The sequence below is a fragment of the Streptomyces sp. CC0208 genome (assembly GCF_003443735.1).
Classification (GTDB): Bacteria; Actinomycetota; Actinomycetes; order Streptomycetales; family Streptomycetaceae; genus Streptomyces; species Streptomyces sviceus.
Genome location: NZ_CP031969.1, coordinates 4,847,778 through 4,868,451, shown reverse-complemented (window position 1 = coordinate 4,868,451; position 20,674 = coordinate 4,847,778). Strand labels below are relative to the sequence as shown.

18 protein-coding genes and 1 tRNA gene are annotated in these 20,674 nt (G+C 70.9%); 11 read left to right on the top strand and 8 right to left on the bottom strand.

Annotated features, from left to right (window positions below):
- Positions 1–7: 7 nt before the first annotated feature.
- Complete coding sequence (locus tag D1369_RS22360; protein ID WP_237557635.1) at positions 8–694, bottom strand: pentapeptide repeat-containing protein; 687 nt, start codon at positions 692–694, stop codon at positions 8–10.
- Between the two features lie 146 nt (positions 695–840).
- Between D1369_RS22360 and D1369_RS22355 the strand changes: the two genes are divergently transcribed.
- The gene (locus tag D1369_RS22355) at positions 841–2,001 is read left to right on the top strand and encodes an NAD(P)-binding protein (RefSeq protein ID WP_007382926.1); all 1,161 of its coding nucleotides are present in this window, start codon (positions 841–843) and stop codon (positions 1,999–2,001) included.
- 63 nt (positions 2,002–2,064) lie between these two features.
- Positions 2,065–3,042, top strand: coding sequence for a zinc-binding dehydrogenase (locus D1369_RS22350; protein WP_007382927.1), 978 nt, complete (start codon positions 2,065–2,067; stop codon positions 3,040–3,042).
- Positions 3,043–3,123: 81 nt separating this feature from the next.
- Here the strand turns inward: D1369_RS22350 and D1369_RS22345 are convergent, their stop codons facing one another.
- The 3 genes from D1369_RS22345 to D1369_RS22335 form a co-directional block, all read right to left on the bottom strand.
- A complete protein-coding gene (locus tag D1369_RS22345) occupies positions 3,124–6,357 on the bottom strand; it encodes a hypothetical protein (protein WP_007382928.1) in 3,234 nt (1,077 codons plus the stop codon).
- A gap of 98 nt (positions 6,358–6,455) precedes the next feature.
- On the bottom strand, positions 6,456–7,853 hold the full coding sequence (locus D1369_RS22340) for an FAD-dependent oxidoreductase (protein WP_007382929.1): 1,398 nt from the start codon (positions 7,851–7,853) through the stop codon (positions 6,456–6,458).
- Between the two features lie 11 nt (positions 7,854–7,864).
- Positions 7,865–8,518 carry a rhomboid-like protein gene (locus D1369_RS22335; protein WP_037900598.1) on the bottom strand — a complete coding sequence of 218 codons (654 nt, stop codon included), beginning with the start codon at positions 8,516–8,518 and terminating at the stop codon, positions 7,865–7,867.
- A 34-nt stretch (positions 8,519–8,552) separates the two neighbouring features.
- Here D1369_RS22335 and D1369_RS22330 point away from each other — a divergent pair, with 34 nt between their 5' ends.
- Genes D1369_RS22330 through D1369_RS22310 form a run of 5 tightly spaced genes read left to right on the top strand, consistent with a single transcriptional unit; the run spans position 8,553 to position 12,791 of the window.
- Positions 8,553–9,452: a hydroxyurea phosphotransferase gene (locus D1369_RS22330; RefSeq protein WP_007382931.1), complete on the top strand. Its 900-nt coding sequence runs from the start codon at positions 8,553–8,555 to the stop codon at positions 9,450–9,452.
- Positions 9,449–9,922, top strand: coding sequence for a GNAT family N-acetyltransferase (locus tag D1369_RS22325; protein WP_007382932.1), 474 nt, complete (start codon positions 9,449–9,451; stop codon positions 9,920–9,922). The genes D1369_RS22330 and D1369_RS22325 overlap by 4 nt, the downstream gene beginning before the upstream one ends.
- Positions 9,919–10,953, top strand: a complete 1,035-nt coding sequence (locus D1369_RS22320; protein WP_007382933.1) for a DUF4037 domain-containing protein — start codon at positions 9,919–9,921, stop codon at positions 10,951–10,953. The genes D1369_RS22325 and D1369_RS22320 overlap by 4 nt, the downstream gene beginning before the upstream one ends.
- A gap of 52 nt (positions 10,954–11,005) precedes the next feature.
- The gene (locus D1369_RS22315) at positions 11,006–11,701 is read left to right on the top strand and encodes a response regulator transcription factor (RefSeq protein ID WP_007382934.1); all 696 of its coding nucleotides are present in this window, start codon (positions 11,006–11,008) and stop codon (positions 11,699–11,701) included.
- Positions 11,694–12,791, top strand: a complete 1,098-nt coding sequence (locus tag D1369_RS22310; RefSeq protein WP_007382935.1) for a HAMP domain-containing sensor histidine kinase — start codon at positions 11,694–11,696, stop codon at positions 12,789–12,791. Before D1369_RS22315 ends, D1369_RS22310 begins: the two co-directional genes overlap by 8 nt.
- 15 nt (positions 12,792–12,806) lie before the next feature.
- On the opposite strand, the gene D1369_RS22305 is transcribed toward D1369_RS22310, so the two are convergent.
- Positions 12,807–12,880 (bottom strand) — tRNA-Thr (locus D1369_RS22305).
- Positions 12,881–13,095: 215 nt separating this feature from the next.
- On the opposite strand from D1369_RS22305, the gene ugpC reads away from it, so the two are divergent.
- From ugpC to D1369_RS43050, 4 genes are all read left to right on the top strand, one after another.
- Complete coding sequence (gene ugpC / locus D1369_RS22300; RefSeq protein ID WP_007382936.1) at positions 13,096–14,232, top strand: sn-glycerol-3-phosphate ABC transporter ATP-binding protein UgpC; 1,137 nt, start codon at positions 13,096–13,098, stop codon at positions 14,230–14,232.
- Between the two features lie 215 nt (positions 14,233–14,447).
- The gene (locus tag D1369_RS22295; RefSeq protein WP_007382937.1) at positions 14,448–14,909 is read left to right on the top strand and encodes a hypothetical protein; all 462 of its coding nucleotides are present in this window, start codon (positions 14,448–14,450) and stop codon (positions 14,907–14,909) included.
- A gap of 57 nt (positions 14,910–14,966) precedes the next feature.
- The gene (locus tag D1369_RS22290) at positions 14,967–15,698 is read left to right on the top strand and encodes a nucleotidyltransferase family protein (protein ID WP_007382938.1); all 732 of its coding nucleotides are present in this window, start codon (positions 14,967–14,969) and stop codon (positions 15,696–15,698) included.
- A gap of 255 nt (positions 15,699–15,953) precedes the next feature.
- Entirely contained in the window at positions 15,954–16,199 is a 246-nt protein-coding gene (locus D1369_RS43050) for a hypothetical protein (RefSeq protein WP_007382939.1), read from the top strand.
- A 276-nt stretch (positions 16,200–16,475) separates the two neighbouring features.
- On the opposite strand, the gene D1369_RS22285 is transcribed toward D1369_RS43050, so the two are convergent.
- The 3 genes from D1369_RS22285 to cysS all read right to left on the bottom strand — a co-directional run bounded on the left by D1369_RS22285 (position 16,476) and on the right by cysS (position 20,655).
- Complete coding sequence (locus D1369_RS22285) at positions 16,476–18,095, bottom strand: DoxX family protein (protein WP_007382940.1); 1,620 nt, start codon at positions 18,093–18,095, stop codon at positions 16,476–16,478.
- 118 nt (positions 18,096–18,213) lie between these two features.
- Positions 18,214–19,155: a 23S rRNA (guanosine(2251)-2'-O)-methyltransferase RlmB gene (rlmB, locus tag D1369_RS22280; RefSeq protein ID WP_007382941.1), complete on the bottom strand. Its 942-nt coding sequence runs from the start codon at positions 19,153–19,155 to the stop codon at positions 18,214–18,216.
- Between the two features lie 102 nt (positions 19,156–19,257).
- Positions 19,258–20,655 (bottom strand): cysteine--tRNA ligase, encoded by a 1,398-nt coding sequence (cysS, locus tag D1369_RS22275; protein ID WP_007382942.1) that lies wholly within the window; start codon positions 20,653–20,655, stop codon positions 19,258–19,260.
- Between the last annotated feature and the right edge of the window lie 19 nt (positions 20,656–20,674).

The following is a 20,674-nucleotide window of genomic DNA, read 5'->3' as shown; positions in this document are numbered from 1 at the left end:
GCCGCTGTCAGCCCTCCACCCGGATCCCCACCTCCGCCGCCAGCACCGGCGCCAGATCCAGCAGCTGGGACGGGCTGATCACCGCTCCCGCGAGGCGGTCGACACCCCGGGCGATCTCCAGTGACGCGGCGCCGCGCAGGTCGACGTCCTTGAGGGTGGCCGCCGTGAGGTCCACGCCCTTCAGAGCGCAGTCCACGAACTCCACGCGCTCCAGGCGGGCGCCGCCGAAGTCCGGTTCCACCAGGACGCAGCTCTCGAAGACGACGTCCTTCAGGACCGCCGTGCGCAGATTCAGATAGTCGATCTTGCCGCCCCGGATCACGACCCGCTCCAGCGCCGCCCCGTGCAACTGCACTCCGCCGAGGCGGGCGTCGATCAGTTCGACGTCCCGCAGGGTCGACTCCGCGAGGTCGGTGCCCACGCCCCGTATGCCGGTGAGGACCGAGTCGAGGAAACGGGCGTGGTGGAGCCGGGTCTCGTCCAGCGCGCAGCCTCTCAGCGCGCAGTCCATGAAGCGGGCCCCCGCCCCGTCCTGCCCCGCGAAGTCCGCCTCCAGGAACTCCAGCCCGTCATAGTCCCCGTCCGGCTCCAGCTCCCCTCCCCCATGCGGCTCCAGCGGCGGCAACCGCACCTCGGGCCGCCGCGCCCCCTTCACCCTGCTCGCACTGCTCGCACCCGTCGCTCGCCTCACCATGACCCCATCCTGCACCCCACCACTGACAATCCCCCTGACCTGCTCGAACAGCCTCCATGTCACATTCCGGTGCCCTCAATCAGTCATACCGGCGAGGACGACCACGAAAAGAAGACGCGAACCCGAGCAGAGGGAGATCCCCAGCCATGCACCGCATCACCGTCATCGGCGGCGGCCTCGCCGGGCTGACCGCGGCGATCACGGCCGCCGAGGCGGGCGCCAAGGTCACCGTGCACGAGGCCCATCACACGCTCGGCGGCCGGGCCAGGACCGCCGAAGGGCCGTACCGCACGAACGACGGCCCGCACGCCCTCTACAGCGGCGGCCCGCACTGGTCCTGGCTCCAGCAGCGCGACCTCATCGGACCGCTCGCCCCGCTCCCGCCCCTGGAGGCGGCCCGGCTGCGGCTGCGGCACAAGGGTGCCCTGCGCCGCACCCCGCCCTTCGCGATGCTCAAGCTGCTGCGCCGCAGCGCCCAACAGGCCCCCGTCGACGTCGACTTCATGTCCTGGGCCGCCGGGCAGGCCGGCGAGGAGGGTGCCCGCGCCGCCGCCCACTACTCGGCCGTCGCCCTCTTCCACCACGACCCGGGCGCGCTGTCCGCCGCGTTCGTGCAGGAACGGCTCCGGCGTGCCACCAAGCTGCCGCCCGAGGCGCACTACCCGCGCGGCGGCTGGGCCGGCGTCGTCGACCGGATGGCCGCCCGCGCCTGGAACCTGGGCGTCCGGATGGAGACCCTGTCCCGCGTCGACGCCCTGCCCACCGACACCCCCGTCGTCGTCGCCACCTCCCTGGACGCGGCCCGCCGACTCCTCCGCGACGACTCGCTGACCTGGCCGAGCGGCCGTACGACCCTTCTCGACCTCGCCCTGCGCACCCGGCGCGGCGACGCCTTCGCCGTCTCCGACCTCGACTCCCCCGGCTGGATCGAACGGTTCACCGCGCAGGACCGCACCCTGGCCCCCGCGGGTGAACAGCTCCTCCAGGGGCAGATCCCGATCGCCCCGCACGAGACCAGGGCCGACGGCGTCGCGCGCGCGGAACAGCTCCTCGACCTCGCCTTCGACGGCTGGCGCGAGCGCGTCACCTGGCGGCGCGAGTCCGTCGCGAACGGCCGTACGGGAGCCGTCGATCTGCCCGGCACCAGCTGGCGCGACCGGCCCGGCATCGACCGGGGCGACGGCGTCTATCTCGCGGGCGACCAGGTCGCGGCGCCCGGCGTGCTCTCCGAGGTCTCCTTCAACAGTGCGCTCACCGCCGTGTCGCTGGCGCTGGGCCGGAACGCCCTTGACCTCAAGCATGCTTGAGGTCGGAGAGTGAGTGCGCACCGGGTGCACACCGGTGCACACCTGCCAAGGAGGGTTCCGCCCATGCACGCCGTCCGCCTGCACACCTTCGGCCCCGCCGAGAACCTCACCTACGAACAGACCGAGGTTCCGGTACCGGGCCCCGGCCAGGTCCGTATCGCCGTACGGGCGGCCGGGGTCCACCTCCTGGACACCGCCCTGCGCGAGGGTCACCAGGGGCCGGCACCCCGGCCGGCCGCGCTTCCCACCATCCCCGGCCGTGAGGTCGCCGGCACGGTCGAGTCCCTCGGCGAGGGCGTCGCCGGACTGTGGCTCGGCAAGCGCGTGACCGCCCACCTCGGGTTCGCGCCCGGCGGCTACGCCGAACTCGCCGTCACCGACGTCGACCGCGTCCACGAGATCCCCGCGAACCTGGACTTCGCCCAGGCCGTCGCCATGATCGGCACGGGCCGTACGGTCATGGGGATCGTCCAGTTCGCCGAGCTCGGCCGCGACTCGGTGGCCGTGATCCCGGCGGCCGCCGGAGGCATCGGCACGCTGCTCGTGCAGTACGCGAAGAACGCCGGGGCGACGGTGATCGGCCTCGCGGGCGGACCGTCGAAAACGGCACGGGTTGAGGGCAACGGCGCCGACCTCGCCGTCGATTACCAAGACCCCTCGTGGCCGGACAAGGTCCGTGCCTTCCTCGGCGGCCGCACCGCCACCGTCGTCTTCGACGGCGTGGGCGGGGACATCGCGCGCGAGTCCGTGGCCCTGCTCGGTGACGGAGGCCGGCACATCGTCTTCGGCTGGTCCGGCGAGGGCATCCACGACGGGCAGCCGTACCTCGTCGAGGGCGTCTCCGAGCAGGTCCTCGGCCCCGTGATGCTCCAGAAGGCGGGCCCCGACCCCGTCCGCACCCTCGAACTGCGTGCCCTCGCCGAAGCCGCCGCGGGCCGTCTCACCCCCGCCGTACAGCGCTTCCCGCTCGCCGAGGCGGCCGCCGCGCACCGGGCGCTGGAGACCCGCGGCACGACCGGGAAGGTGGTACTGGAGCCCTGACGCGCGCAATCGGGGGTTGAACGATCGGTGGCCTGCACGGCAAAGGGGCGGCCGCGGAGGCCGCCCCTTCGACACCTCAGCTCACCTGACGACGGCCTTCGTCGGCTTGCTCACCGCCGACCCGTCCTTGTGCCCGGTGCGGCGCGCGACCACCTTCACGGTGATCTTCTTGCCCTTCTGGGCGGACTTGAGCACCAGCGACGACTTGGTGGCACCGCTGACAGCCGTGCCGTTCGCGTACCACTGGTAGGCGTACGAGGTCGCCGCCGGACTCCACGTGCCGTTGGTCGTCTTCAGCGTCTTCCCCACCTTCGCGGTGCCGCTGATCACCGGCAGCGTGGTCGCCTTGGGCGCGTCGCCCTTGGCCACGGTCACCGCACCCGAGGTCGACGTACCGCTCTTCCAGCCACTCCTGACGGCGGTGACCGTCACGGTGAGCTTCTTGCCGACGACCGCGGCGGTAACGGTGTACGTCTTCGCGGTGGCCCCGCTGATCGCCGTGCCGTCCGCCTTCCACTGGTACGTGTACGACGTCGGCGCCGCCGACCAACTGCCCGGCTCGGCCGTCACCTTGGCGCCGGTCTTGGCGGTCCCGGTGATCTTCGGAGCGACCGTGCTGGTGAGCTGGGGCTCGGTGACGGTGAAGGTGCCCTTCTGGAACTCGCAGCAGCCCGCGTACACGCTGACGTTCCAGGTGCCGGCCGCCGCCCCCGTCAGATCGAGGGTCGCGGTCAGGGTCCGGTTGTCGGCGGATACCGAGTCCGTCGTCGCGGTCAAGGTCTTGCCGCTCTGACTGAGCCGTACGGTCGCGTTCAGGGGCAGTGCGGTACCGGTCACCGTGAGCTTCACCTTGGTGCCGGTGACGCCGGTGGCGGGACCGACCGCCGCGACGCTCACCCTGTCCGGCCCGCACAGTGTGGACGTGCAGGTCAGCTTGGCGCTGTAGGAGGTGCTGGACGCCTTCTCCGGCAGGCCGAGCACGAGGACGCTAGGGCTGGCGCCCGAGGAGGAGCCGCCCGCCGCGCACTGCCAGCCGGACGGGATGTACAGCGAACAGCCGTTGTTCCAGGACTTGTTGTAGAGCGCCGGCACCGCCGTGGTGGTCGCCCCGGTGGTGTCCGTGATCGCCATGTCGAAGCGGTCGAACCCTGCCGTGGGCAGCACCGCGCACACCGCGCTGTGCTGCTCGTCCAGCGTGCCGGTGACGGGCCCGTAGCCGTACGACACCGAGGGCACCCGGGTGCACTCCGGCGCCGGTCCGTCCGCCGTCGCGACGCGCAGGGCGTCCAGGTGGTACTCGGGCGCCGCCTTCAGGGTGACCGGGGTCTGCACGAGGACCTGGTGGGTGGTGGACCCGGTGACCGCGCAGGAGCGGTTGCGGAAGGAGCACTCGGAGCCGCCGTCACCGCCGAACACCGCGAGGTTGGCGGTGCCCAGGGCGTCCCGCACGTCGAGGTGCAGGGCGTCGGCGGCCGCGTCGGTGGTGACCTGGTGGCAGGTCAGGGTGCCCGGCTCGCCGGCCACGCCGGTCACGGACGGGCCGCCGACCTTCGCCGCCGCGGTCTTCACGCAGCCCGCCGAGGAGGCGCTCGCGGTGACGTCCCGCCGGGCCAGCGTGTAGGTGGCGGCCAGGTCGCGGCCGGTGACCAGCACGGTGTGGGCCACGCCCGGGGTCAGCGCGCACACCACCCAGCCGTTGCTGGTGGCGGTGCGGTCGCAGACCTGCTTGCCGGTGGCGTCCAGCACGGAGAACCTCGCCGGCACGCCCCCGGAGGTGTTGACCAGCTGGAGTACCTCCGCGCCCGTGTGCGCGTCGGCCGGAATACCCAGGCACTGCGAGAACACCCCGTCACCCGTGCCGAAGGTGGCCTTCGCGCCGTCGGCACCGAAGCTTCCGGCGGGCAGGACCGGGCAGTCGTTCGCCCCGTCGACGCGGTGGAAGGCGATCGAGTAGGGGCCGGTGGAGTTGCCCGTACCGAGGGCGTCGGTGTGCACCAGCGCCCGGAAGGGAGCCGTGCCGGCCAGCACGCAGGTGCCGTCGGCCAGTTTCGTGGTGCCGCACTGGACGGTGCCGTTCGCGTCGACGACCTCCACCTCGGCGTCGACACCGTCGGAGCCGATCGGGGTGAGCGCGGCGATCGTGGCGCCCTGGGGGACGTCGAGCGCCAGGCAGTCGTACTCGCCCACGACGCTCAACTCGCCCTGGAACACGCCGGTCCCGGCCGCCACGCACCCGGCGTCGGAGGCACGGTCGAGGAGGAGCAGGTCGTCACCGGGGTCGACGCCGAGAGAGATGATCGCGGTGTAGGTGCCCGCGGCCCGCAGCCTGCAGGGGTCGGTCTCCTCGCAGGCGATCTTCCCGGCCGCGTCGTACACGAGGGCGGCACTCGCCGAGTAGTCGTCGACCTCGTGGACCACGTACGGTCCGGCCTTGCCGACGGTGAAGGTGAAGCAGGGGTTGTCCTGGTAGTCCAGGCCCTCCGGCGCTCCGAAGGGGCGCACGGACGCGGTCCGGCAGCCCTCGGGGTCGGTCAGCGAGTGCACCCCGGCCGTGTACTCGGCGGGGAACCCCTTCTCCGAGTACGTCACCTCGGAGATCACCCGGTAGGGGCCCTCACCGGGCAGCACACAGCTGAGGCTGCTCTCGTCGTCGGCGGTGACGCGCGGGCAGATACGGGTGCCGGTCGCGTCGGTGATCCAGGAGACCATCTCGCCGTAGACCTTGGTGGCCCGGCTGAGCAGGACGCGCTCGCCCGGTGTGCCCTCGAAGGCCTGGCAGTCGATCTCCAGACCGCTCACGGTGGTCCGGACGGGCAGGGGCGGGTACCAGGCGGTGCCGACGTCGTCGTAACAGCCCTCGGTTGCCGAACTCAGCGGGACGACGGTGAACGCGGTGTCCGTCAGGTCCCACTGGCCGCTGTTGACGATCTTGAGGGTGTAGTCGCCGGGCGCGGGCAGGTCGCACCGGCCGCTCTCGGAGAACGTCTCGTCGTAGCAGTCGACTTCGGTGCCGTCCGCGGCGAACATCTGCGCGTAGGCGGCGCTGCCGCGGTCGATGGACACCAAGTACCGGCCGGCCGCCGACGCCGCCAGGGAGAAACAGGTGCTCTCCCCGACCGGGACGGTCGCCTTGTTGACGGCGTCCCCGGGATCGCCGAAGGGCGCGAGCACGAGCGGTGCACAGTCCGTGTCCTCGGCGGCGGCCGGGCCCGCCCCGGTCAGGCTCAGCAGCGAGACGAACAGCGCGACGAGAGCGGCGAAGACGGCCGCCCGTCTCTGTCTTCCGACAGGCGGACAGGAGTCAACGTCGGACAAAGGATCCCCCCTGGATCAGCAAACGTTGAGGCGATAGTGACACAGGGGTACGACAACGCCCTCACGAGTATCCACAGAGCGCAGAAAGCGTTATCCGATCAGTGCCGCCCCGCGATCCGGTCCGCCCACCGCGCCAGCCGGGACGACTCCGCGCTGTGGCCGGTGAGCTCCCGCCGGTCCGCCGTGCGGTAGGTGGCGTACATGCCCTGCACGCCGAGCCACCGCAGGGGTTCCGGCTCCCACCTGCGCACCTTGTGGCCGACCCAGGGCAGTTCCGTGAGCTCGGTCCGGCCGCCCTGCCCGGAGTCCTGCTGGACCAGGTCCCGCAGGGTCCGGGCGGCCAGGTTGGCGGTGGCGACACCCGAGCCGACGTAACCGCCCGCCCAGCCGATGCCCGTCGACCGGTCCAGGGTCACCGTCGCGCACCAGTCGCGCGGCACCCCCAGCACCCCCGACCAGGCATGCGCGATCCGCGTCCCGGCCAGCATCGGGAAGAACCCGACGAGGATCTCCCGCAACGCCTCGACCGTCTGCGCCTGCGTCCGCCCGTCGTTGTCGGTGCGCGAGCCGAAGCGGTACGGCACCCCTCGGCCGCCGAGCGCGATCCGCCCGTCGGCGGTGCGCTGCGCGTACATGTAGGTGTGCGCCATGTCCCCCAGCGTCTGGCGCCCCTCCCAGCCGATCGCCGCCCACTGCTCGTCGGTCAGCGGCTCGGTGGCGATCATCGAGGAGTTCATCGGCAGCCAGGTCCGCTTCTGGCCCTTCAGGGCGGCGGTGAAGCCCTCGGTACAGCGCAGCACATAGGGCGCGCGGACGGTGCCGTACGGCGTGACCGCGTGCTTGGGCCGGATCTCCGTCACCGGCGTCTGCTCGTGGATCGTGACACCGAGCGCCTCGACGGCCGCCGCGAGCCCCTTGACCAGCTTCACCGGATGCACCCGCGCCCCGTGCGGGGTCCACGACGACCCGACCGCGTCCGCGACCCGGATCCGCTCGGCCGTCTCCCGCGCGCCGTACAGCTCACGGTCCTTCTCGCCGTACGACAGCTCGTGCTCGTGGAAGGCCCGCAATCGCGCCAACTGCGCGGGCGTACGCGCGACTTCGAGGACACCGCCCTTGTGGAGCCCGGCGTCGAAGCCCTCTTCCCCGACCACCCGGACGACCTCGTCGACGGTGCCGTTCATGGCCTTCTGCAGGCGTACGGCGGCCTCGTGGCCGTGCAGCTTCGCGTACCGGTCGCGGCCCGCGATGCCGTTGTAGAGCCAGCCGCCGTTGCGCCCGGAGGCGCCGTAACCGCAGAACTTCTGCTCCAGGACGGTGATCCGCAGAAAGGGCACGGCCTTCTTCAGGTAGTACGCCGTCCACAGTCCGGTGTACCCGCCGCCGACGACCACGACGTCCGCCGACGCGTCACCGCCGAGCGGCTCCCGCGCCTCGGGATAGCCGTCGTCCGCGTACCAGAAGGAGATACCGCCGTTCACGACCCTGCTGCTCATGGCCAGGGACGTTAACCCGCCGGCGCACCCGCTGTCTCCTTCGGATTCCGTGCTTTTTCCCGCCCGCCGACCAACAGCCGGCACCCGAACCCGATCAGCGCCGACGTGAAGTGCCCGAGATCCGTGAAGGTCCGCCCGGTCACCAGAGGCACCGCGTACACGACGAGAACCACGAAGCCGTAGACGTACCGCCAGGGCGCCGGAATCCGGTACACGAGCACACCGACCACCCCCGCCAGCGCGTAACTCACCCCGATGTCCAGCGTGTTGACCGCCGACGCCGGCGCCATCCCGTGCCGGATGCCCCACAGCAGCGCCCCCTCGCTGATCAGCGTGGCCAGCACGTGCGCCGCAGCGCACACCGCCAGCCAGCGCGCCGTGCCCAGCCAGCGCTCGGCCGGCGCGTGGAAGAGGGAGTAGAGGACGACGTACGGCAGCCAGTGCCCGCTGTCGATCCACATCGCACTGGAGACCAGCACCCGCAGCGGATTGCTCGACAGCTCATGGATGTTCGTCGAGCGCTGCCGCAGGAACTCCTCCTCGAACTCCGGCGACATGTGGTGCAACGCCACCGTCGTCACGAAGAGGACCGCCAGCCACACATAGGTGCCGGGGGCGCTGCGGACGTACGTCCACACCCTGTGGACACCCCGGTTAATTCGCATGAGTCGATTCACGCACGCCGGTAGGGTCCGGCACGTGATCGACATCCCGCAGGAACTGGCGGCGACACAGGAGCTGTACAACGGCGACCGGGGCCGGGAGTTCATCACCGGACTGCCCGCCCTGATCGAGGACTTCCTGGAGCGCTGGGACCTGACACCGGACGGCTCCCCCCTGCACGGCGTCACCGCGCTGGTCCTGCCCGTCGTCCGCCGCGCCGACGACACCCCGGCCGTCCTCAAACTCCAACTCCTCGACGAGGAGAGCGCCGGCGAACCCGTCGCCCTGCGCCGGTGGGACGGCGACGGGGCCGTGCGCCTTCTCGACCACGACCCGGTCACCCACACCATGCTCCTGGAGCGCCTCGACTCCACCCGCATGCTGTCCACCCTGCCCGGCACCCGCGACGCGGTCCTGATCATCGCCGGACTGCTCGCCCACCTGACCGCGGGACCCGCCCCCGCCGGGATGCGCCGGCTCGGCGACATCGCGCACACCATGCTCGACGAGACACCCGAGGCCCTGAAACGCATCCCTGACACGGCCGTCCGCCGTACCGTCGCCGACTGCGCGGCCGCCGTACGCGAGGTCGTCGACGAACCCGGCGACCGCCTCCTGCACTGGGACCTGCACGACGAGAACGTCCTCGCCTCCGACCGCGCCCCCTGGCTCGCCATCGACCCCAAACCCCTCGCCGGCGACCCCGGGTTCGAACTCTGGCCCGCCCTCGACAACCGCTTCGACGCCGACGAGATCACCTGGCGCTTCGACGCCATGACCGACGTCCTCGGCCTGGACCGCGCACGCGCGCGTGCCTGGACCATGGGACGCCTCCTCCAGAACGCCCTCTGGGACATCAAGGACGGCCGCCCCGTCGAACCCCGCCAACTCGACATCGCCCACCGCCTACGCACCCCCCGGAGCCGACAGCCGTGATCCGCCCCGCCACCCCCGCCGACATCCCCGCGATCCACGCCCTGATCCGCGAACTCGCCGACTACGAAAAGGCGTTGACGGAGGCGAAGGCCACCGAGGAACAACTCCACGAAGCCCTCTTCGGCCCCCACCCCGCCGCCTACGCCCACGTGGCGACCGACGCCGCGGACACGGTGGTCGGCTACGCGATCTGGTTCCTCAACTTCTCCACCTGGCGCGGCGTCCACGGCATCTACCTGGAGGACCTCTACGTCCGCCCCACGGCCCGCGGCACCGGCCACGGCAAGGCCCTGCTCACCGAACTCGCCCGCATCTGCGTCGAGCGCGGCTACCAGCGCCTCGAATGGTCCGTCCTGAACTGGAACACCCCCGCCATCGACTTCTACAACTCCCTCGGCGCCCGCCCCCAGGACGAGTGGACGGTGTACCGCCTCACCGACGAAGCCCTCGTCAGGGCATCCGGCACGTGACGAGTACGCCCGCCTTCGTCCCCGGCCTCGAACTCGCCCGCCGCTTCTACACCGAGGCGGTGGCCCCCTTGCTGGAGGAGGCCGCGTCCGGCATCCCGCACTCCGCCGCGCGCATCGGCCCCGGCTCCGAAGTCCTCGGCTACGACACCCCGCGCTCCGCCGACCACGAATGGGGCCCGCGCCTCCAGCTCTTCCTGCGCCCCCGGGACGTCTCCCGCCATGCGGGCCGTATCGGACACGTCCTCACCGAGCGCCTGCCGAAGACCTTCCACGGCTACCCCACCCACTTCGCGCCCACCGGCGAGGACCGCGACATCCGCGTCATGCGTCCCACCGACGGCCCGGTCCACCACCGCGTCGAGATCACCGACGTCTCCTCGTGGTTCACCGACACACTCGGCTTCGACCCGACCTCCACCATCACCCCCGCCGACTGGCTCCGCACCCCCACCCAACGCCTCGCCGAGGTCACCGCCGGCGCCCTCTTCCACGACGGCCTGCACACCCTCGCCCCCGCCCGCGCCGCCCTGCGCTGGTACCCACACGACCTGTGGCGCTACGTCCTGGCCTGCCAGTGGCAGCGCATCGCCCACGAGGAGGCCTTCGTCGGCCGCTGCGGAGAAGTCGGCGACGAACTCGGCTCGGCCGTCGTCGCCGCCCGCCTGACCCGCCACCTGATGCGCCTGTGCCTCCTCATGGACCGCCGCTACCCGCCGTACGGCAAATGGCTCGGCAGCGCCTTCGCCCGCACCCCGGCAGGCGCCCGCCTCACCCCGGTCCTGACCGCGGCCCTCGCGGCCACCGACCGGCACGAACGCGAGCGCCGTCTCGCCACCGCCTACGAAACGGTCGCCCGCCTGCACAACCGGCTCGGCCTCACGGACCACATCGACCCCACCACACGGCCGTACCACTCCCGCCCCTTCCGCGTCCTGCGTGCGGACCGGTTCACGCAGGCCCTGCTGGCCCACGTCCCGGACCCGACAATCAGGCAACTGCCACTGCCGGAACCGCCGGACACGGAACCGTAGAACACGGATTTCGATACGCCGACGATATGCACCCGCTCGTAGCATCGAAGACATGCGTGTCTTGATCGTCGAGGACGAGCTCTACATGGCAGAAGCCATCCGCGATGGTCTCCGCCTGGAAGCGATCGCGGCCGACATCGCAGGCGACGGCGACACCGCTCTGGAACTGCTGAGCATCAACAGCTACGACATCGCCGTCCTCGACCGGGACATCCCCGGACCCTCCGGCGACGAGATCGCCAAACGCATCATCGACTCCGGCAACGGCATGCCGATTCTCATGCTCACCGCAGCCGACCGCCTCGACGACAAGGCCTCCGGCTTCGAACTCGGCGCCGACGACTACCTCACGAAACCCTTCGAACTCCAGGAACTCGCGCTCCGACTCCGCGCACTCGACCGCCGCCGCGCCCACCACCGCCCTCCCGTGCGGGAGATCGCAGGCCTGCGCCTGGACCCGTTCCGCAGAGAGGTCTACCGGGACGGCCGCTACGTCGCACTCACCCGGAAACAGTTCGCCGTGCTCGAAATCCTCGTCGGCGCCGAAGGCGGTGTCGTCAGCGCCGAAGCCCTCCTGGAACGCGCGTGGGACGAAAACGCCGACCCCTTCACCAACGCCGTACGCATCACCGTCTCCGCCCTGCGCAAGCGCCTGGGCGAACCCTGGATCATCGCCACAGTGCCGGGCGTCGGCTACCGCATCGACACACAGCCAGGCGCCGGACCCGAAGGAGACGACCGTGGATAGAGCACCCGGTCTGAGCCTTCGCCTCAAGCTCACCCTCAGCTACGCCGGGTTCCTCATGCTCGCGGGCGTCCTGCTCATCGCCACCGTGTGGCTGTACCTGCTGCGAAAGGGAGAGCTCGCATACAACGAAGCAGGGGCGGTACAGGCAACCCCGGGCACCATGTTCCTGAAGGCCTTCGCCCCGACGGCAGCCGCGGCGATGACGTTCCTGCTGGTGTTCGGCCTCCTGGGCGGATGGATCCTCGCCGGCCGCATGCTCGCCCCCCTGAACCGCATCACCGACGCCACCCGCATGGCCACCACCGGATCCCTCTCCCACCGGATCCGGCTACCGGGCCGCAAGGACGAGTTCCGCGAACTCGCCGACACCTTCGACACGATGCTCGCGCGACTCGAGGCACACGTCGCCGAACAGCGCAGATTCGCGGCCAACGCCTCCCACGAACTGCGCACCCCCCTGGCGGTCTCCAAGTCGCTCCTCGACGTGGCCCGCGCCGACCCGAACCGCGACACCGGCGTACTCATCAACCGCCTCCATGCCGTCAACACCCGCGCGATCGACCTCACCGAGGCGCTGCTCCTGGTCAGCCGGGCCGAACGGCGGTCCTTCACCCGAGAGCACGTCGACCTGTCCCTCATGGCGGAAGAAGCCACCGAAACCCTCCTCCCCCTCGCGGAGAAGCACGGCATCACCATCGAGACCCGCGGCGACATCGCCCCGACGACCGGCTCCCCGGCCCTCCTGCTCCAGCTCACCACGAACCTCGTGCACAACGCGATCATCCACAACCTGCCCGACCAGGGCACCGTGTGGGTCACCACCGGCGTCCGCCCCGGGGCGGTGGTCCTCACCGTCGAGAACACCGGCGAACAGCTCGCCCCGGACCTGGTCCCGACCCTCACCGAGCCGTTCCAGCGCGGCACCGAACGCATCCACACCGACCACGCGGGAGTCGGCCTCGGCCTGGCCATCGTCAAGACCATCACCCACGCCCACGACGGCACCCTGACCCTCACCCCACGCCAGGCCGGCGGGCTGCGCATCAGCGTGGAGCTGCCAACACAAAACCCCAGGTCAGAGTGGGTCTGACCTGGGGTTCGACAGAGCCCCCTGTCGGATTCGAACCGACGACCTACGCATTACAAGTGCGTTGCTCTGGCCATCTGAGCTAAGGAGGCATGCACCGCCACCAAGGGAGTGCGCCCGAGCAGTGTACCCAGGTCGCCGTGGCGGCCCGTCGAAAATTTCCGCGAAGTTCACAGTCCGCCAGGTACTGACATACGCGTGAACGCCAGGTACCGTCCAGAGCCAGTCCACACCTGTGTGGACTACACCACCTTCCTACAACGGATCGTCCGGCACGTTCCTGCCGGTAGAAGGGGGCCTCTGAGCCATGGCCACTGTTTCGTTCGACAAGGCGACCCGCATTTACCCGGGTTCCACGAAGCCCGCCGTCGACGGTCTCGACATCCACATCGAGGACGGCGAGTTCCTCGTCCTGGTCGGCCCGTCCGGCTGTGGCAAGTCCACCTCGCTCCGCATGCTCGCGGGGCTCGAGGACGTCAACGGCGGTGCCATCCGCATCGGTGACCGTGACGTCACGCACCTGCCGCCGAAGGACCGGGACATCGCCATGGTGTTCCAGAACTACGCGCTCTACCCGCACATGACGGTCGCCGACAACATGGGCTTCGCGCTCAAGATCGCCGGCATCAACAAGGCGGAGATCCGGCAGAAGGTCGAGGAGGCCGCGAAGATCCTCGACCTCACCGAGTACCTGGACCGCAAGCCGAAGGCCCTCTCCGGTGGTCAGCGCCAGCGTGTCGCGATGGGCCGCGCCATCGTGCGTGAGCCCCAGGTCTTCCTCATGGACGAGCCGCTGTCCAACCTGGACGCCAAGCTCCGCGTCAGCACCCGTACGCAGATCGCCTCGCTGCAGCGCCGCCTCGGCATCACCACCGTCTACGTCACCCACGACCAGGTCGAGGCCATGACGATGGGCGACCGCGTGGCCGTGCTCAAGGACGGTCTGCTCCAGCAGGTGGACTCGCCCCGGAACATGTACGACCGCCCGGCGAACCTCTTCGTCGCCGGTTTCATCGGCTCCCCGGCGATGAACCTCGTCGAGGTCCCGATCACCGACGGCGGTGTGAAGTTCGGCAACAGCGTGGTGCCCGTCAACCGCGAGGCCCTCAAGGCCGCCTCCGACAAGGGTGACACCACGGTGACCGTGGGCGTCCGCCCCGAGCACTTCGACATCGTCGAGCACAACGGCGCCGCCGCCTCGGCCCTCTCCAAGGACACCGAGGACGCCCCGGCCGGTCTCGCGGTCTCCGTGAACGTGGTCGAGGAGCTCGGCGCCGACGGCTACGTCTACGGCTCCGCCAAGGTCGACGGCGAGCTGAAGGACCTGGTCGTCCGCGTCAGCGGCCGTGCGGTCCCGGAGAAGGGCGCCACGCTGCACGTCGTGCCGCGTCCGGGCGAGACCCACGTGTTCTCGACCTCCACGGGCGAGCGCCTCTCCGACTGAGGACGAACCGCACCAATTCACCCAGGTTGACGAGAAGGGCCCCGCAGACGGTCTGCGGGGCCCTTTCCGCGCTTCGGGAGCGGCGACAAATACCCCGGCACACCGGTCATTTCGAGCAGTGTGCGTCAAGCCGTACCGAAAAATCGGCACCATCCCGTCCCCCGAATCGGTGACTAAATGTCGCCAAATCATTACCGCACGCTACCCTCACACGCGTGAAGCACTCCACTTACCAACAGACGCGACGCGGCCGGGGCCCCGCCCGCCGTATCGGCCGCTCCCTCGCCCTTGTCCTGCCCGTCGTCCTGGTGCTCTCCGGGACCCTCGCGGTCACCCGAGTCAACTGGTCGGGGGATCCCGCGAGCTCCTCGGTGCTCACCGCGTCGGACGCGACGGTCTCCGACAGCAAGCCGGGCAGCGCCCCCCTCGCCCCCCAGGACGCCCTGCGCGGGCAGCTCCTGACCGAGCTCCAGGAGAAGAACCCCGGCATCGCCCTCACGCACCTCCAGGAGGCCGTGAACGAGCGCCCCTCGCTCGCCAGACACTGCGCCTCCATCGCGAAGGCCCTGGGCCGCGCCGCGGTCCGTGTGTACGGCCCCACGCGCGCGCAGTCGTACGCCCGCCCCGTCTGCGACACGTCCTTCGCGACGGGTGTGGCCGCGGCGCACAGCGGCTGACCCCGTGGGGGGATGCCGACCGAGGTCGGGAGAGGGGCGCGTCGTACAGTTCCGGTCATGACCGATCCGAACGCCGCGTCCCGTCCCACCCAGGCCGTGATCCTGGCCGGCGGCCAGGGGTCCCGGCTGCGGCCGTACACCGACGACCGACCCAAGCCGATGGTCGAGATCCCCGGTACGGGGACTCCGATCATCGGCCATCAGCTTGTCTGGCTCGCCGAGGAAGGCGTGACGGACGTGGTGATCAGCTGTGGGCATCTGGCCGAGGTGCTGCAGGACTGGCTGAAGACGGCCGACCTTCCGGTGCGCGTCCAGACGGTCATCGAGACGGAGCCGCTCGGGCGCGGTGGCGGTCTGAAGTACGCGGCGGCGCGTCTGCCGCACCCGGACCGGGCGTGGTACGCGACGAACGGTGACATCTGGACCCGTTTCTCGCTGCGGGACATGGCGGACTTCCACACCGGGCGCGACGCGGTCGCGACGGTGGCGCTGGCGCGGCCGCGGATTCCGTGGGGGGCCGTGCAGACCGACGGGTTCGGGCACATCACGGACTTCATCGAGGCCCCGCCGTCGACGTTCGAGATCAACGCGGGGGTGTACGTCTTCTCGCCCGCGTTCGCCGGGCTGCTGCCGGAGCGGGGGGATCATGAGCGGACGACGTTCCCCACGCTGGCCCGTGAGTTGCGGCTGGCCGGGTTCCCGATTCCGCAGGGGGCGTACTGGCGGGCCATCGACACCGCGAAGGATCTGACCGAGGCGGCCAAGGAGCTGGCGGCTCTCGGTCGGTGACGCAGGGCGTCAGGTTGCGGGTCTGTCGGACCAAGCCCTCAGGGGTGGTCGGGACCAAGCCCTCAGGGGTGTGGGACCCGACGCGGGAGCCGGGCCCTGGCCTGGCCCAACAGGCCGCGACAGCCGACCCTTTACCTGACGAGTCGTCAGGTACTTCCAGGGCTGAGTGAGGGGTGTGCCGGGTCTTAGAGGGTGCTTCACCCGTGCGGATGCGCTCGGCGAGCAGCTGATCGCGAGGGTGTGCAGGGTGAGTGCATGAACACAACACCTCTCTCCGAGAAGACCGTTTGCCGGATTCCGCGAGCATTCGCGGTCACTGCCGTCGTGGGCATCATGTGTGCGGCGGGGATGGCGACCGCCACCTCCGCTGTGGCCGCGACACCCGCCACGCACGTCGCGACCAAGGCTGCCCCGGCCAAGGGTCACGGCGGTGGGGACGGGGACGGCGAGCACTTCCAGTGCGGCAACGGCCTCCTGCCCATCCTCAACTTCTGCAACTGACACACGGACCACGGCGGTTCCTGCCGTAGTCGCAGAAGAAGGAGTCCACGCCGCAGGGCGATCGGGAGTGAGGGCGCGGTTCCTCTCTGCCGATCGCCCTGCCGATCCAACCCAAGGCCTGGGCCGAGCGCTGCGGCCCGAGCTTGCGCGAAACGGGTGAACGAAGAAATCCGATCCAGGTGGGAAAGGTCCCGCACCTCCGTGGGTGCGGGACCTTGTCTTGGGCTCATGTCTCTCAGCCGGTGGGGTTGCCCAGTACGTCGCCCACCGGCCCGCCTACCCCAACAGGCCGCCCACCAGGCCCGGTTGGCCGGAGGAGGAACCCCCGGTGCCGGAGCCGCCGGTCGAGCCGCCGGAGGTGCTGGTACCGCCGCCGGTCGGGCCTGAGGTGGTGCTGGGTGCCTGCTGGGCCGGGGAGGACTGCTGGGGGGCGGTCCGGCCCGTGGTGCCCTGCGTCTGGCTGGGCGAGCCGCCGGTGGTGGTCGTGTCGGTGTCGCGGGTGGCGCCGGGGGTCACCGAGGTGCCGGCGGAGGGGACCGTGGTGGCGCCCTGGCTGGGCCGGGTGGACGCCGACGGCTTCTTCTTGTGGGCCTTGGCGGAGTCCTGCGGCAGCGGGGAGCCGGGCAGTTCGTTGCGCGGGGCCTCGCCGGGGCCGGGAACGATGACCCGGTCGGCGTCCCGGACGGCACCGCCGAGGACGGAGCCGATCAGGAGGGTGACGCCGGTGGCGATGGCGGTGATGAGGGCGCCGCGGCGCAGGACGTAGCGGCGCAGCTCCCAGATGTCCGAGTGGGGTCCGAGGCGGCGCCAGGCGCTGCCCGCGAGGCGGCCGTCGATGGAGTAGACGGGGGCGCCGGCGATGATCAGCGGGGACCAGGCGGCGAGGTAGATGATGTCGGGGGTGTCGTAGGCGGGGACGCTCTTCCAGCTGACGGTGACGAGGAGCGCGGCGGAAAGGCCGGCGCCGATGACCGCGGCGACCCGCTGCCAGCAGCCCAGGATCGTGAGGACGCCCACGATGACCTGGAAGAAGGCGATGACGAGGCCGGAACCGACGGGGTGCTGGAGAGCGAACTGGCGCAGGGGCTCGGCCACTTCCCACGGGTGCAGGGTGTTGAGCCACTTGACCATGGAGCCGCGCTTGCCGCCGTCGAAGTAGACGGGGTCGCACAGCTTGCCCATGCCGGCGTAGATGGAGATGAAGCCGAGGAAGATCCGGAGCGGGAGGAGGACGACGCCGAGGTTCATCCGGCGGCCTGGGTAGTACCCGTGCCGCGCGGCTTCGTCGCCCTGCCGCCTGGTGGCGCGGTCGGCGCGGGACTCGTCGAAGCCGTCGTCGAACTCCTCGCCCTCGTGGGCGGGTTCGTCGTACGCGCTGCCGACCGTGCGCATGTGGGGCAGGAGTCGGGTGCCGTCGCCGTCGTGCGTGCGCTGGGCGCCGACGACCGGGGTCTCCATGGTCTGGGCCAACTCGTCGTCGTAGTCGGCCTGGTAGCCGCGGTCGACATCGATGCGGGGGATGACCTGGGTGGCTCCGGCGTCGCCGGCGGGCGGCTCGGTATGGCCGATGCTGCCGCCCCGCACGGCCTGCAGCAGGCGGTGGGCGCCGGTGTCGTCGGGGGCGGACCTGCCGCTCCACACGACGGGTCGGCGGCGTCCCGCGGCGCCGGCGGCCGGCATCCGGGTGGGGTCCTCGGCGGCGGTCAAGTTCCGTGCGATCCGCGGGGATTGGGTGCGTCTCGTCGACGCGCCCAACTGCACGCGGAAGCTCGCATGATTGACGATGATCTGCGCCGGATCGCTCGGCACCTTCACCATGCTCAGCGCGGGAGCGTCGTCGAATCCCGACGGGCCGTCCCCCGTGGGTGTGCGGGGTGTTCTGGTGTCCACACTCATCTAACCGAGTGACGTGTGGTTAGGACACTGCTTTGACTCGCCGGATGTGTCCGGACCCCGTCAAGCTTGCCCCGTACGCCGGGAACACCCCGTGTGGGGGACCGTACCGAACAGCCGTTCAGGCCCGGCGGCGAGCCGCCTCGTACAGCACGATCCCCGCCGCCACACCGGCGTTGAGCGACTCGGCGCCACCCGGCATCGGGATCCGCACGCGGTAGTCGCAGGTCTCGCCGACCAGGCGGGACAGGCCCTTGCCCTCGCTGCCGACGACGATGGCGACCGGACCGCCGAGGGCCTCCAGATCACCGATCTCGTGCTCGCCGTCGGCGGCGAGGCCGACGACCACGATGCCCTGCTTCCTGTACGCCTCCAGGGCGCGCGTCAGGTTGGTGCAGCGGGCGACGGGGGTGCGGGCGGCCGTACCGGCGGACGTCTTCCAGGCACCGGCGGTCATGCCGGCCGCGCGCCGCTCCGGTACGAGGACGCCGTGGCCGCCGAACGCGGAGACCGAGCGGACCACGGCACCGAGGTTGCGCGGGTCGGTCACGCCGTCGAGGGCGACGATGAGCGGGTCCGCGCCGTCGTCGTAGGCGGCGGCCGCGAGATCCTCGGCGTGGGCGTACTCGTACGGCGGGACCTGGAGGACCAGGCCCTGGTGGTTGAGCCCGTTGGTCATCCGGTCGAGCTCGGGGCGGGGGGCCTCCATGAGGTGGACGCCGCCCCGCTCGGCGACGAGCTGGAGCGCCTCGCGCACCCGCTCGTCGTTGTCGATGAACTGCTGGACGTAGAGCGTCACCGCGGGCACGCCCTCGCGCAGCGCCTCGACGACGGGGTTGCGGCCGACGACCATCTCCGAGGTGCCCTTGCCGCCCCGCCCGCGCGGCGCGGGACGCCGTACGGCCTGCTTCGACTTGGCGTTGGCGATTCGGTTCTTCTTGTGGCCCTTGCGCATCTCGGCGGGCGGGGTCGGCCCCTTGCCCTCCAGGCCCCTGCGCCGCTGGCCGCCGCTGCCGACCTGCGCGCCCTTCTTGCCGGACATGCGGCGGTTGTTGGCTGCCATGACCTACCTGTTCTGCGTGAGTGTCTGCGTCGGTGAAATGTTCGTACGTCTATGCAGTGTGCCGCCCGGAGGGCCGGGCGGCACAATCGATCATGAAATGGGCTAGCGGGGGCCCAGCGTCCAGCGCGGGCCCTGCGGGCCGTCCTCGATGGTCAGGCCCGACTGGCCGAGCTGGTCGCGGATGGCGTCCGCGGTGGCCCAGTCCTTGCGGGCGCGGGCCGCCTCGCGCTGGTCGAGGACCAGGCGTACGAGGCTGTCGACGACGCCGTGCAGATCGTCGCCGCGGTCGGTCTCGCCGGCCCAGTGCTCGTCGAGCGGGTCGAGGCCGAGGACGCCGAGCATGGCGCGCACCTCGGCGAGGCGGGCCACCGCGGCCTCCTTGTCGTCGGCCGCGAGTGCGCTGTTGCCCTGCCGGACGGTGGTGTGCACGACGGCGAGCGCCTGCGGGACACCCAGGTCGTCGTCCATGGCCTCGGCGAAGGCGGGCGGCACCTCGGCGGAGGGTTCGACCGGGCCGGCCTTCTCGACGACCCGCTGCACGAAGCCCTCGATCCGGGCGAACGCCGACTCGGCCTCGCGCAGGGCGTCCTCGCTGTACTCGATCATCGAGCGGTAGTGCGGGGTGCCGAGGTAGTAGCGCAGCACGATGGGCCGCCACTGCTTGACCATCTCGGAGACGAGCACCGAGTTGCCGAGCGACTTGGACATCTTGTCGCCCGCCATGGTGACCCAGGCGTTGTGCACCCAGTACTGCGCGAAGTCGTCGCCGAAGGCCTTGGCCTGGGCGATCTCGTTCTCGTGGTGCGGGAAGATCAGGTCGAGGCCGCCGCCGTGGATGTCGAAGGCGGTGCCCAGGTACTTGTGGGCCATCGCCGAGCACTCCAGGTGCCAGCCGGGACGGCCCGGGCCCCACGGCGTCGACCAGGTCGGCTCGCCCGGCTTGGCGGACTTCCACATGGCGAAGTCCCGCGGGTCCCGCTTGCCGGTCTCGCCCTCGCCGGACGGCTGGAGCAGGTTGTCCAGCTCCTGCCGCGACAGCTCCAGGTAGCCCGGGAAGGAGCGCACGTCGAAGTAGACGTTGCCGTCGGACTCGTAGGCGTGGCCGCGCTCGATGAGGCCCTGCATCATCTCGACCATCTCGGTCACGTGGCCGGTGGCACGCGGCTCGTAGCTGGGCGGGAGGCAGCCGAGGGCGGTGTAGCCGTCGTTGAACGCGCGCTCGTTCTCGTACCCGATCGCCCACCAGGGGCGCTTCTGCTCGGCCGCCTTGGCGATGATCTTGTCGTCGATGTCGGTGACGTTGCGGACGAACGTGACTTCGTAGCCGCGGTACTCGAACCAGCGGCGCATGATGTCGAAGTTCAGGCCGGAGCGGATGTGCCCGATGTGCGGGGCCGCCTGCACGGTGGCGCCACAGAGGTAGATCGAGACACAGCCCGCTGTGAGCGGGGCGAAGTCACGGATCTGCCGGGCGCTGGTGTCGTACAGGCGAATGGTCACGGGTCCAGGGTAGTGGGCG

Bases quoted from the DNA above. Each gene is read 5' to 3' on its own strand.
- D1369_RS22355 (WP_007382926.1), top strand. From the start codon at position 841: ATGCACCGCATCACCGTCATCGGCGGCGGCCTCGCCGGGCTGACCGCG.
- D1369_RS22350 (WP_007382927.1), top strand. From the start codon at position 2,065: ATGCACGCCGTCCGCCTGCACACCTTCGGCCCCGCCGAGAACCTCACC.
- rlmB (WP_007382941.1), bottom strand. From the start codon at position 19,155: ATGGCAGCCAACAACCGCCGCATGTCCGGCAAGAAGGGCGCGCAGGTC.
- D1369_RS22290 (WP_007382938.1), top strand. From the start codon at position 14,967: ATGACCGATCCGAACGCCGCGTCCCGTCCCACCCAGGCCGTGATCCTG.
- D1369_RS22340 (WP_007382929.1), bottom strand. From the start codon at position 7,853: ATGAGCAGCAGGGTCGTGAACGGCGGTATCTCCTTCTGGTACGCGGAC.
- D1369_RS22360 (WP_237557635.1), bottom strand. From the start codon at position 694: ATGGTGAGGCGAGCGACGGGTGCGAGCAGTGCGAGCAGGGTGAAGGGG.
- ugpC (WP_007382936.1), top strand. From the start codon at position 13,096: ATGGCCACTGTTTCGTTCGACAAGGCGACCCGCATTTACCCGGGTTCC.
- D1369_RS43050 (WP_007382939.1), top strand. From the start codon at position 15,954: ATGAACACAACACCTCTCTCCGAGAAGACCGTTTGCCGGATTCCGCGA.
- D1369_RS22315 (WP_007382934.1), top strand. From the start codon at position 11,006: ATGCGTGTCTTGATCGTCGAGGACGAGCTCTACATGGCAGAAGCCATC.
- D1369_RS22335 (WP_037900598.1), bottom strand. From the start codon at position 8,518: ATGCGAATTAACCGGGGTGTCCACAGGGTGTGGACGTACGTCCGCAGC.
- D1369_RS22285 (WP_007382940.1), bottom strand. From the start codon at position 18,095: ATGAGTGTGGACACCAGAACACCCCGCACACCCACGGGGGACGGCCCG.